Raw genomic sequence first — 12,229 nt, forward strand, 5'->3', positions numbered from 1 at the left:
GTGCTTGAATTTGTATTTGTTCTTCAACTAAGATTTTCTTTTTTAAATATAGAACTCTACCTGATAGCAGGGACGCTCATTGGTTTTTCTCTATTTTTATTTGGTGTTAGTTTGTTTTATGATGTTGTTAGATCCATTTGCTCAAAAGCTCATTTTAATCCCACAAGACGAAAATTTATTAAATTTTGCTTTGATGTGACATTTGTTGTTTTTATAGTTGCTTGCTTTTTGAAAGGAATTTTTAACGCACTCACTCCGCCAAAGATCAGACAGATTAATATAAAAATAAAAAATTTACAAAGTGATCTAAAAATAGCCATGATAACTGATGTGCATATTGGCGAGTTTTTGCAAAAGGATTTTGTTGCTGAGCTTGTAAAAGAGATAAATTTAGCTAGACCAGATTTAGTGGTGATAGTTGGCGACTTGGTTGATATGAGAGCTGAACTTATAGGGGATTTTTTAGATCCATTAAAAAATCTTAAAAGCATCTATGGCACCTTTTATGTCCCTGGTAATCACGAATACTACCACGGAGTTGATGGGATACTAGAAAAAATTCGCGCTCTTGGCATTAGGATACTTGGTAATAAAAATGAAAAAATAGCTGGTATAAATTTGGCAGGGGTCTATGATCTAGCTGGCATAAGGTTTAAAAATTTAGAGCCAAATTTAGACGAAGCGCTAGCAGGATGTGACCCAGATCTACCGACCATCCTACTCTCTCATCAGCCAAAATTTATAAAAACTATGCAAAAAGATGTCGATCTAGTCCTTTGCGGTCACACGCACGCTGGACAAATTTTCCCTTTTAGTATCCTAGTTTTGTTGGATCAAGGTTTTTTACATGGGCTTTATAAGATTAATGATAAAATGCAAGCTTATGTTAGTAGCGGTGCAGGATTTTGGGGACCTCCGGTTAGGATCTTTGCTCCCAGTGAGATCGCTATTTTAAATTTAAGCAAGGACTAAAATGAACAAGGACAATCTCTTTTCTCAATTTTTTGGCAAGGTTGCTAAATTAAACTTTTTCAAACCGCTTCAAGAGCTTATCAACTCCTTTTATGTAAAGCTATTTAAGATCGACATGAGCGAGTTTAAGCCAGCAAGTGAGTATAAAAATTTAAACGAACTTTTCACCAGGGAGCTCTTGAAGCCAAGAGAATTTGACGCTGCAGATGAGATATTTATAAGTCCTGTTGATGGTACCTGCCTTAGTTTTGGCACCACGAAAGAGCTAGAAGCTTTTAGTATAAAAGGCATGAGCTACGGTGTGAAGGAGCTTTTGGGGCAGGGCGAGCTTGATGGCGAGTTTGACTTTGCCAACATCTATCTTAGCCCAAAAGACTATCATCACTATCACGCACCTTGTGATATCACGATAAAAAAAGCGGTATATATCCCTGGCAAGCTTTACAGTGTGGCGGTAAAATGGCTTGGCAAGGTCGATAGCCTTTATACTAAAAACGAGCGTGTGGCACTACTTTGCGAGATGAAAAATGGCAAAAAACTTTGGCTAGTTTTTGTGGGTGCGCTAAACGTTGGTAAGATGAAATTTTGCTTTGATGATCGCATCCAGACAAATGCGATGGCAAATTTCACACAAATTTATGAGTATGAAAATTTACATATCAAAAAGGGCGAGCGCCTTGGAAATTTCGAGCTTGGTTCGACCATCGTCATACTTAGCGAAAAAGATGCGATCGAATACAACCTTTTTGAAAATAAAGAGCTTAAATTTGCTGAAGCTATCGGTAGGATAAAAGAGTAAAATTGATCCAAAGCTAGCCTAATGCTAAATTTACAGGCTAGTTAAATTTCTATTTTTACCTATGCCGTTTTAAGAATAAATTTGATCTACTATCGGCTTAAATAAATTCAAAAACCTACAAATCCTTAAATCAAAGCGGCAAATTTACCAGCAAAAATTTAAATTTTATCTCACATAAATTTACTAAAGATGCAAGCCTAGAAATTTAGTTCAAATTTATAAGCTAGCCAAACACTCAACTCTTAAATTTTATAAACTTAAAGTTGTTCTTTAGTTCATTTTGGGTCGAATTTATCTCACTAAGCTCTGATTTTACGAAGTTTGTAAGCTCTATCTTGCTCACACTTGGAGATAGGATTTTTATATACTCTTTTTGATTTTTAAGCTCCAAGTTGTTGCTAAAAAGAAGCACTCTGGCATCTAGCTTTAGCCCAGATCTAAGCTCAGATATCGTGGCTATTAGCTCTTTTATATCAAAACCCTCCGCTGCTTCATCCACAAGCGCTAGCGAGCAAGGTTTTGTCTTTATCTTTATCAAAAGCTCGCTAAAGCTATTTGCGATCTCAAGCGTGTTTTGAAACTCGCCAAGAGCGCCAGCAAATATCTTATTTTCAAGCTTCGTGCTCTTGTAAATCACTATATTTTCATTTTTGCTAAAGTATCTATTTTCTTTGCTTGGCTTATAGTTTTTGATAAATTTAGGCAAAATTTGATTTAGATCATCTTTGCTAAAAGGCTTTCTGATCTTCTCATCAAAAGCAGGTAGCAGCTCTCTTTCAGGGATATTTGAGGTGTTTGAGACCACAGCGACTAAATTTATCTTCTCTTCTTGAAGCGATCTTATCTCTTTTACGAAATTTGCCACGCCATTTTCAAAAAATGAAGCATCGATAAAAACCGCGTTAAACCTATTTAAAAGCAGTGCTTGCTTAAGCTCTTTATGGCTGCTAACGCCTATTACTTCGCAGTCTAAGAAGCTAAAAGCGCGCGAAAACATCTCAAGACTAAGCGGATTTTTATCGCATAGCAAAAAGAGCACTTTCTCTTCAGTCAAGCTCTCGCCCTTGTTCTTCTCCATATAGACAAGCCGCGCAACGCTAAGTGGCGTGAGCGGATCTTTTAGCAAGACCGCATTTTTTATATTTATATTTTTACTAGCACTCTGCCTTGCAAAGACGATGTCGTAGTTTTTCGCTAGTGCTTGGTTGTTTGAGATAATATTTTGAAACCTAAGCCCCATATCTTCTAAAGTAGCTGCGAAAAATTCATTGTATTTTGCATTTATATCAGGCAGATATGCGATCCTTAGCTCGTGATTTAGGCTGAAATTTTGCAGTTTTTGCACCTTTTTTAGGCTAAGGATAAATTTAAACTCATTGCCAGCTCCGCCAAGCGTGCTTATATCAAGGTTTGAGTTAAAAAGCCCTAGATAAAAGCTAGCAAGTCTGAGATAAAACTCGCTCTCTTCATCGTTTATCTCGCTTTCATCTTCTGCGCTTAAAGCCTTTATCTGCTCTTCATTTATGAAAATTTGATTTGTCCTTATCTTTGTTTCGATGAGTAAAAGGCCGCTTTGACTAAGAGCGTCGCTGACATTTTTTATCTCTACTATCAAGTTGGCAAATTTATCGCATTTTGTCACGACAGCCTGCATGATAGAGCCAAAGACGACGCTTATCTTCTCGCTATCGCCCTCCAGTTCGTCGCTAATGTTTGCATCAAGATAGGTTAAGAAATTTAGCTTTTTCTCTTGCGTGAAAGGTATCTGCGCTTCAAGTATGTTTGAAAACAAAATTTGTGGGTTAAATGGCTTTAAATTTAGTCCAACTTCGCCATTTCTGCTATCAAGCAAGCCTTTTATATTGCTATAATTTATCGCGATTATCTGGCTATTTTTTTCTAAATTTTCAAAAACAAGCTCATTTTTTACCACGTTTTCATCTTTTTTTAGCGTAGCGACCGAGCTTAAAATTTGCTCTTTTGAGAGATAAAATTTCTTATTTAGCCTAACTAGCAGCCTATCTTTTATCGCTGTAAAGCCTCTTTCTTGCTCATATTTTTGAAGTAGCTCTTTATATAGCGCGATGAAACTTTCTATTAAATTTTGTGGATTTCTATCGCCTCTTTTTAAAATTTCATTTCTTACAAGCTTCATTTTTTGGTTTAAATTTTCTAGAGCTTTTAGCCAGATATATGTTTTATAGCCAGCGTAAAAGAGCCAAAGCGATAGAAAAAACATCAAAAATATTAGACTAAGCACCTTTACTCTAAAGTTATCATTTAGTCTCTTTAGCTCGTCACTTAAGACATTTGCTATCTTGCTAAAGAGCTTGGCTCTATTGCTTTCAAAGGTATATATCTGCAAAATTTCATCACGTGTTAGCTCATTTTTTAGCTTTAGCTTAAGGCGGATCTCGTCATAGCCCTGAGAGGTCTCTATATTATCAAGCCTATCTATATCTCTTATTATGTTGTCTTTTATGTCGCCATTTGGGAGTAAATTTGCATTTATATCGTTGTATTTAAGGCTATCTAGAGATTGTTTTAGCGAACTTTCGGTAATTTTTTCTTTACCCATAAGCACAGCCAAGATATGCTCTTTTGTGGTATTTACGTTTTGAAGCAGCTCATAGGTTCTAAGTAAAGAGAGTATATGACGCTTGATATCAATGTCTAAAGCAACATCTCTAAATAAAATTTGCCCACTTTCAACAGCAGAATTTGCTAACTCAACAAAGCTAAGAAACGAGAGATTAGAGCTCTCCCAACTTGCATTTGCGTTTTTTAAAACTTCATTTAGCCTATCTCTTATCCTTTTATCATCTGGTGTGTTAGAAAGAGTGTTTGATAAACTTTTTACAAACAAATTCTTAGCAGCATTTGCCTCTCTTAAAGCCGCTTCATCTTGAGGTGACCTAGTTTGACTATATCTTTCGTAAGCAATTCTTTCTGAAACGATCGCATCTAAGGTTTTTCTTATCAAACTTTCTCTTTTTACCTCGCTATTTATGCCATAAGAGATCCTAAATTTATCAAAGTAGAGTGCGCCATTATAAAAGCAAGTGATAGCAGCCAAAAATATTGGCAAAAGAACCAAAAATTTACTAACCCTCATTGCCAAGCCTTTTTGAAAATTTATTGCAAAGTGTGCTTATTTCGCTTAGTCTTTCATTTATCTGAGCGATCTTTTTAATCTTGTTTGGTCTAGTAAGAAGCGCATCGAAATTTGCCACAAGCGGAGTGATCTTTAAATTTAGCGCTGGCTCTTTTAAGATCTTTATGCTCTCTTCTAAAAATTTAGCATCTCGCGCTTGCACCGCACTTTGGATAAAGATCATCTTATCTTTTGCCTTGCTTAAAAATATACCAAGGTAGGTCGCAAACTCGCTTTTGCTTAAATTTAAAAAGCTAGCAGTCTCGCTAAACCAGCTCTCGTTTAAAACCTCTTCTTCTTTATCCAAAAGCTCTTTTTCATCGACCTTTAAATTTGGCAAGCGAAGTTTGGTCTTTGCTTTTATCGCAGCTTGCTGGTTTTGGCTGTAAATTTCTGTTTGATCAAGGATCAAAAGCTCAAAATACTCTTCATTTTTTACTGAGCTGATCTTTGAAAATTTAAGCGTCGCATTTAAAATTTTGCCGTTTTTGGTCTTTAAATTTACTCTTAAATTTGGTCTTTTAGCTAGATAATCTATAAAAACTCCAGACTCTTTGTAGTCTAAAACTAGCTCGTCAATGTCTTTATGCTCGCTTAAAAACTCCCTTATATCTTTAAATTCAAGCAGACCAAGAGAGATATCTCCCATCGCTAAAATTTGACCGTTTTTGTCGTATATTATCACTTCAAATTTCCTTCTTTGAGCGTTAAAAGCTTTGCTGCTACGCTTTTGTTTGTTATTTTTGCCACTTCGTCTAAATTTGCTTCGCTGATTTTATCAAAACTTCCGTAAAAGCTGATTAATTTCGCGATACTGCCCTCAGATACGCCAGCTTGTCTTAGCTGTGATCTTTGCATATCGTTTTTCTGCCTTGTCTTTCTGTGAAAACTAATGACAAATCTATGGCTCTCATCGCGCATCTTTTGGAAAAACTGCAGCTTTTTATCGCTCGTGCTTAGGCTAAAGCTGCCATTTTTTGTATAAATTTTATCTTTCGCCTCGCCCTTTGCACGGTGAGCTTTGGCGTCTATTTTCTCTTTTGAGATAGCGATCACATCGACATTTGCCCCGCTACTTGCTAAAATTTCACAGGCTAAATTTAAAAGCACCTCGCCACCATCAATGACCCAAAGATCAGGCGGACTAAGCTTGTCAAACCTAAGCGCTCTAGCTGTTAGGCTCTCTCTCATCTGATCGTAGTCGTTTTTAGAGCTTAGGTGCATGTGGCGGTAGTTTTGCTTCGCCCACTCGCCATGCTCATAGCGCACCATCGCCCCGACACTTGCCTCGCCAAAAAGGTGTGAGTTGTCGTAAGCTTCGACCACGTAAGGCGTGTGAGCTAGATTAAAATACTCTTTTATCTCGTTTAGTAGCTCGTTATCGTGCGTTTTTAGGTATTTTTCGATGCTAACTTCAGCGTTTTTTGTAGCGATCTCGCAAATTTTACGCTTGTCGCCTATTTTTGGGCAAGTGATGCTAAATTTACGTCCAAACCTCTCGTTTAAAATTTCCTCCACCAGCTCGCTATCTTCAAAGCTTTCATTGACGTAAATTTTGGTGCTAATTATTGGCTGACCAGCGATAAAGCTTTTTAAAATGGCCTGCTTATAAGCCTCGTTTATCTCGTCTTTTTGAGCGTTTTTAGCCTGCGTGATATCAGTTTTTACGCCTGTTATCTTGCCACTTTGCACGCTAAATCTCACCGCGCAGATCATATCGTGCACGCAAGCGACCGAGTAGGCCTCAAAGTCTTCAAGCTTGGCAAGATCAACCTCGACCTTTGTTTGCATATTTTTAAGCGTTTGCATCTTATCTCTAGTCGCGGCTGCTTGCTCGTAGTCTTCGGCTTTGGCGTAGTTTAGCATGAGCTCTTCAAGACGGGCGATTAACAAATTTGGATTTTGCAAAGCGGCTGTGGCGTCAGCGACTATTTTAGCGTAGCTCTCTTTTGAAATTTTACCCTCGCACGGGGCGTAGCAGCGTTTTAGCTGGTAAAAAAGGCAGGCTTTTTTGCCTTTGATGCAGGACTTTTTCTGAACTAGGTTGAAATTTAGATAAAGCGCCTCAAGAAGCTCTCCTGCTCCACTAAAATATGGCCCAAAATAGCGTATATTTGAGCCTTTTACCACCTTTCTGGTGATCTCAAATCTCGGAAATTCATCGTTTAAATTTATAAAGATATAAGGGTAGGTCTTGTCGTCACGAAGCAAGATGTTGTATTTTGGCTTAAGCTGCTTGATGAATGAATTTTCAAGTATGAGCGCGTCTGCCTCGCTTGGTGTGACGATGTATTCAAGATGAACGGCCTCGCTTATCATCTTTGAAATTCTTGGGCTTAGTTTTTCAGCTGGGGCGAGGCTTGGGGTAAATTTAAAGTAGCTTTTGACCCTGTTTTTTAAAATTTTGGCCTTGCCAACATATAAAAGTCTGTTTTGAGCGTCAAAATACTGATATACGCCAGGCTCATTTGGAAGCGTTCTTATCTCGTCTATTAGCATCTTGCCTGCTCGTTTTTCTTTAGCAAAATTTCTCTTAGCTCTTCAAATTTCTTATAAATTTGCTCATTTTCTGCCAAATTTTTAAACTCGCCCTTGCTTGCTGGCATTATAAAATTTGATCTTTGCGGGGTTTGCGGCGTAAAAAATTTTAGATATTTGCTCACGATAAATCTTATATTTTCCTCTTTTTTGTTTTTTATATAGTTGATCTCGCTAAGAGGTTTTGACTTGATGACGCTTGCAAAAATGCTATCTTTTTTGACCTTGCAAAATGTTTTTAATAACTCTTTTATATCATTTATACTACTATCACGTCTAAGCTCCAAAAGCCCTGAGGGATGAGTGAGAACGAAGGTCAATATACCTTCTCTAACATAGCAAAAAGCTATGTAAAATCGCTTTGCTTTACCCATGAGGCGCAGAAGCTCTCGGCACTCGTCTGCCATGCTTAATTTTTCTTTATACAAAGGATTTTCGTGGATAGCATCTATCATAAATTTGGCGTCTTTCATAAGGCAATCTTATCATCTTTTATTTTAATTTTCGCTCTTTTTGCGCTTAGTGGTTGCGGCTACAAGGACGATCCATTTTATGGCGATGCACTTGTGAAAGAGAAAAAAACTGACAAGATCAATAAAATTTGATCTTAAATTTGGCGTAAGATAAAAATGTAATGCAAGCTTAATAAATTTAACTAACCTAAATTTTAGGCTCATTTAAGTAAAATACGCAAATTTTTATCTTACAAGGAGAGTATATGAGGTTATTTGGACTTCTAAGTTTGTTTTTTGCTATAGCCTTTGGTGCTGACGGAGAAGCTGCGGCTATTGACTTAACTACTACATGGGCGGGAATTTTATCGCTTATCATTTTTGTTGTTGGATACTTTTTCATAGCAGCAGAAGAGAATTTTCACATCGACAAGGCAAAACCTGCTATCTTTATCGGCACTTTTATGTTTTTGCTAATCGGCGTTTATATGCTTATAAATGGCATGGATGTGCATTCGCTAGAGCACGAGGTAAATCACCTGATTTTAGAGATAGCTCAGATCGTCTTTTTCTTAATGGTAGCGATGACATTTATCGAAGCACTTGTTGAAAGAGATGTGTTTAACGCGCTTAAATACAACCTAGTTTCAAAAGGCTACACTTACAGAAAGCTATTTTGGCTAACTGGTATTTTGGCGTTTTTCATTAGCCCAGTGGCTGATAACCTAACAACAGCGCTTATCCTATCAACAGTTCTTTTAACGATAGATAGAAATAATACAAATTTCCTAGTCGCAGGTGCGATAAACATCGTCGTAGCAGCAAATGCAGGCGGAGCGTGGAGTCCATTTGGCGATATCACTACACTTATGGTTTGGGCAGCTGGCAAGTCACCATTTTTAGACTTTTTCGCACTTTTCCCAGCTTCATTTATCGGCTGGTTTGTGACAGCGTTTTTACTTTCACGCATCGTGCCAAATACTGCGCCTCATTTTGACGTCGCAAATGAGCCAAAAGTGTTTATGAAAAAGGGCGGTAAAGCGGTTATCTTCATAGGTGCATTTACCATCTTTTGTGCAGTTATGATGCACCAGTTGTTTCACTTACCAGCGATGTGGGGCATGATGTTTGGCTTCTCACTGCTTAGCCTTTACACTTACTATTTCAAAAAAGCTCACAAAGACGAAGAGCCTATGAACGTCTTTCACTATATGTCAAAGATCGAAAATAACACGCTATTTTTCTTCTTTGGAATTTTAGCTGCAGTTGGCGCTCTTCACTTTGCTGGATTTTTAAATTACGCTGTGTCGCTTTATGATAAATTTGGCTCAACACCTGTAAATATCGGAGTTGGCTTCCTCTCAGCAGTCGTTGATAACGTCCCTGTTATGTCAGCCGTTCTAAAAGCAAATCCAGCTATGGGAGCTGATGCGGGCGAGGCTATGAGTCAGTGGTTACTAGTGACACTTACAGCTGGCATCGGCGGTTCGATGATCAGCTTTGGCTCAGCAGCTGGCGTTGGAGTAATGGGTAAATTAAAAGGAATTTATACCTTTGGTGCGCATATGAAATATGCATGGATGGTAGTTTTAGGATACATCGTATCACTCATTGTTTGGTATGTGCAGTTTGAAATTTTTCACATCTACTTTTAAAAGGTTATAAATGAACAATACGATTATAGTTTTGGACTTTGGTTCGCAGTATACTCAGCTAATAGCTAGAAGGCTAAGAGAAGAAGGAGTTTATACTGAAATTTTGCCATTTAACGCAAAACTAAGCGATATAAAGGCGAAAGATCCAAAAGGTATCATCCTAAGTGGTGGTCCAGCTAGCGTTTATGCCAAAGATGCCTACTTTTGCGATAACGGCGTCTTTGAGCTAAATATCCCTATACTTGGCGTTTGCTACGGCATGCAGCTACTTGCTCACACGCATGGTGCTGAGGTTTTAGCAGCTGATCACAAAGAGTATGGCAAGGCTGAACTTAGCGTCGTAAAAGAGCACGATCTTTTTAAAGATACACCTTCAAAACAAATCGTATGGATGAGCCATAGCGACTATGTAAAAGACCTACCAAAGGGTTTTGAGGCGATTGCGATTAGCGAAAATTCGCCTTATTGTGCTTTTGGCGATGATAAACGTAAATTTTATGCGATCCAGTTTCACGCAGAGGTACAACACAGCGAGTATGGCACGCAAATTTTAAAGAATTTTGCTAAATATATCTGCGGCTGCGAGAGCACTTGGAACATGGGAAGCTTCGCTAAAAATAAGATAGAAGAGATAAGAAAAACAGTGGGCACTCACAAGGTGCTTTGTGCAGTTAGCGGTGGCGTGGATAGCTCTGTGACTGCGGCACTTTTAGCAGCTGCTGTGCCTGAAAATTTGATCCTTGTTTTTGTCGATAACGGACTTCTTAGAACAAACGAAAAAGAGCAAGTTGAAGCTACATTTAGAACAAAGCTTGGCGTTGAGCTAGTTAGCATAGATGCGAGCGAGATCTTTCTTGGTCGCTTGGCCGGCGTCGTTGATCCTGAGAAAAAACGCAAGATCATAGGCGAGACATTTATAGAAATTTTTGAAAAAGAGGCTAAGAAGCATGGCGATGTGAAATTTCTAGCTCAAGGCACTCTTTATACCGATATCATCGAAAGCTCAGTCGTTGGCTCAAGCAAGACGATAAAGAGCCACCACAATGTTGGAGGCTTGCCTGATTGGATGACATTTGAACTAATAGAGCCTTTAAGAGAAATTTTTAAAGACGAGGTTAGAAAGCTAGGACTTGAGCTTGGACTAAGCCGCGAGCTAGTTTTCCGCCATCCTTTCCCTGGACCTGGCCTTGCTATCCGCATCATGGGCGAGGTAAATAAACCAAGCCTTGAGCTACTTCGCAAAGCCGACGTGATCTTGCGCGATGAGCTAAAAAGTAGTGGCTGGTATAACAAAACTTGGCAGGCATTTTGCGTACTTTTAAATGTAAATTCTGTTGGCGTTATGGGCGATAACCGCACTTACGAAAACGCTGTTTGTGTGCGCGTGGTCGATGCAAGTGATGGCATGACTGCAAGCTTTTCAAGGCTTCCTTATGATCTGCTTGAAAACGTAAGCCGCCGCATCATAAACGAGGTAAATGGCATAAACCGCGTAGTCTATGACATCTCAAGCAAGCCACCTGCAACTATCGAGTGGGAGTAAGAATATTTTAATTATTTTTATAGAGGTTGGCGAACTTTGAAAAATATAAAAATTGCTGAAAAATTTAATGAAAATAATAGTGTAACAATATTTAATGGGGATTGTATTAAATTACTTAAGAATATACCAGATGAATTTTGCGACTTAATTATAACTTCCCCCCCATATTGCATGAATAAAGCGTACGAGAATTTGCACGACGATATTGAAACTTTTAAAAAACAACAGTCATCTATATTTGGTGATATTTATCGTGTATTAAAAAAAGGAGGAAGTCTATGCTGGCAAATCGGTTATCACATTAGCAAATCAGAGGTTATTCCTTTGGATTATTATGTTTATCAGATATTTAGTGAAAATAACCGTAGTTTAGAATACCCGCTTCTACTAAGAAATAGATTAATTTGGACTTTTGGACATGGTCTAAATAGTTCAAAACGTTTTAGTGGAAGACATGAAACAATACTATGGTTTACGAAAGGCAAAGAATATAGTTTTAATTTAGACAATATACGTATACCACAAAAATATCCAGGCAAACGTGCATATAAAGGAGGGAATAAAGGGGAATTTAGCGGTAATCCCTTGGGCAAGAACCCATCGGATGTATGGGATATACCAAATGTTAAGGCCAACCATATAGAAAAAACAAAGCACCCATGTCAATTTCCAATTGCTATCCCACAGAGGCTAATTAAAGCATTAACGCCCATCAATGGAATAGTTTTGGATCCATTTATGGGTTCTGGAACGTCAGGTGTAGCATCCATACTAGAGCAGAGATGCTTTGTGGGGGCAGAGATACAAAAAGAATACTTCGATATTGCCAAAACGCGTATTCAGGAAGCTATTGATGGGGTTGTAAAAGTCAGAAAGGATGTACCAGTTATGGAGCCTGATTTAAATAGTTCGGTTGCGATGTTGCCAGAAGAATTCCGTAAAATTAGAGAAGGACAAGCATAAATGCCTAAAAGTATTGGAAAATCAAAAAAATCTACGGAAGAAATAAGAAAAGCAATATTGTCTAGAAAATTTAAGAATAGTATAAAAAATACTTTTATTATGGCTGGTTTTGAATATTTAAATACAGTAAATAAACACTTTAAAGTAGGATGT

The 12,229-nt window shown here is 37.9% G+C and carries 10 protein-coding genes; 6 read left to right on the forward strand and 4 right to left on the reverse strand.

Annotated features, from left to right (window positions below; genetic code table 11):
- Both F3G86_RS07890 and F3G86_RS07895 read left to right on the forward strand, forming a co-directional pair.
- On the forward strand, positions 1-972 hold a 972-nt coding region (locus F3G86_RS07890), incomplete at its 5' end, for a metallophosphoesterase (RefSeq protein ID WP_223228582.1).
- A 1-nt stretch (position 973) separates the two neighbouring features.
- Positions 974-1,771, forward strand: a complete 798-nt coding sequence (locus tag F3G86_RS07895; protein WP_149723553.1) for a phosphatidylserine decarboxylase — start codon at positions 974-976, stop codon at positions 1,769-1,771.
- Positions 1,772-2,006: 235 nt separating this feature from the next.
- Here F3G86_RS07895 and F3G86_RS07900 read toward each other — a convergent pair whose 3' ends face one another.
- The 4 genes from F3G86_RS07900 to F3G86_RS07915 are packed head-to-tail and all read right to left on the reverse strand — an operon-like array spanning position 2,007 to position 7,783.
- Positions 2,007-4,886: a DNA-binding transcriptional response regulator gene (locus F3G86_RS07900; protein ID WP_149723554.1), complete on the reverse strand. Its 2,880-nt coding sequence runs from the start codon at positions 4,884-4,886 to the stop codon at positions 2,007-2,009.
- Entirely contained in the window at positions 4,876-5,610 is a 735-nt protein-coding gene (locus F3G86_RS07905; RefSeq protein WP_103607950.1) for a hypothetical protein, read from the reverse strand. Before F3G86_RS07905 ends, F3G86_RS07900 begins: the two co-directional genes overlap by 11 nt.
- Positions 5,607-7,424 carry an excinuclease ABC subunit UvrC gene (uvrC, locus tag F3G86_RS07910; RefSeq protein ID WP_149723555.1) on the reverse strand — a complete coding sequence of 606 codons (1,818 nt, stop codon included), beginning with the start codon at positions 7,422-7,424 and terminating at the stop codon, positions 5,607-5,609. Before uvrC ends, F3G86_RS07905 begins: the two co-directional genes overlap by 4 nt.
- Positions 7,418-7,783 carry a hypothetical protein gene (locus F3G86_RS07915; RefSeq protein ID WP_188116445.1) on the reverse strand — a complete coding sequence of 122 codons (366 nt, stop codon included), beginning with the start codon at positions 7,781-7,783 and terminating at the stop codon, positions 7,418-7,420. The genes uvrC and F3G86_RS07915 overlap by 7 nt, the downstream gene beginning before the upstream one ends.
- 117 nt (positions 7,784-7,900) lie before the next feature.
- Here F3G86_RS07915 and F3G86_RS10510 point away from each other — a divergent pair, with 117 nt between their 5' ends.
- The 4 genes from F3G86_RS10510 to F3G86_RS07930 all read left to right on the forward strand — a co-directional run bounded on the left by F3G86_RS10510 (position 7,901) and on the right by F3G86_RS07930 (position 12,076).
- The gene (locus F3G86_RS10510) at positions 7,901-8,068 is read left to right on the forward strand and encodes an LptM family lipoprotein (RefSeq protein WP_188116446.1); all 168 of its coding nucleotides are present in this window, start codon (positions 7,901-7,903) and stop codon (positions 8,066-8,068) included.
- Between the two features lie 113 nt (positions 8,069-8,181).
- Positions 8,182-9,570 (forward strand): sodium:proton antiporter NhaD, encoded by a 1,389-nt coding sequence (nhaD, locus tag F3G86_RS07920; RefSeq protein WP_149723556.1) that lies wholly within the window; start codon positions 8,182-8,184, stop codon positions 9,568-9,570.
- Between the two features lie 10 nt (positions 9,571-9,580).
- Positions 9,581-11,113 (forward strand): glutamine-hydrolyzing GMP synthase, encoded by a 1,533-nt coding sequence (gene guaA, locus F3G86_RS07925; RefSeq protein WP_009294571.1) that lies wholly within the window; start codon positions 9,581-9,583, stop codon positions 11,111-11,113.
- Positions 11,114-11,149: 36 nt separating this feature from the next.
- Entirely contained in the window at positions 11,150-12,076 is a 927-nt protein-coding gene (locus F3G86_RS07930; RefSeq protein WP_149723557.1) for a DNA-methyltransferase, read from the forward strand.
- Positions 12,077-12,229 lie beyond the last annotated feature (153 nt).

The organism is Campylobacter concisus, assembly GCF_902460595.1.
Taxonomy (GTDB): Bacteria; Campylobacterota; Campylobacteria; order Campylobacterales; family Campylobacteraceae; genus Campylobacter_A; species Campylobacter_A concisus_BL.

Bases quoted from the DNA above. Each gene is read 5' to 3' on its own strand.
- nhaD (WP_149723556.1), top strand. From the start codon at position 8,182: ATGAGGTTATTTGGACTTCTAAGTTTGTTTTTTGCTATAGCCTTTGGT.
- F3G86_RS07900 (WP_149723554.1), bottom strand. From the start codon at position 4,886: ATGAGGGTTAGTAAATTTTTGGTTCTTTTGCCAATATTTTTGGCTGCT.
- uvrC (WP_149723555.1), bottom strand. From the start codon at position 7,424: ATGCTAATAGACGAGATAAGAACGCTTCCAAATGAGCCTGGCGTATAT.
- F3G86_RS07895 (WP_149723553.1), top strand. From the start codon at position 974: ATGAACAAGGACAATCTCTTTTCTCAATTTTTTGGCAAGGTTGCTAAA.
- guaA (WP_009294571.1), top strand. From the start codon at position 9,581: ATGAACAATACGATTATAGTTTTGGACTTTGGTTCGCAGTATACTCAG.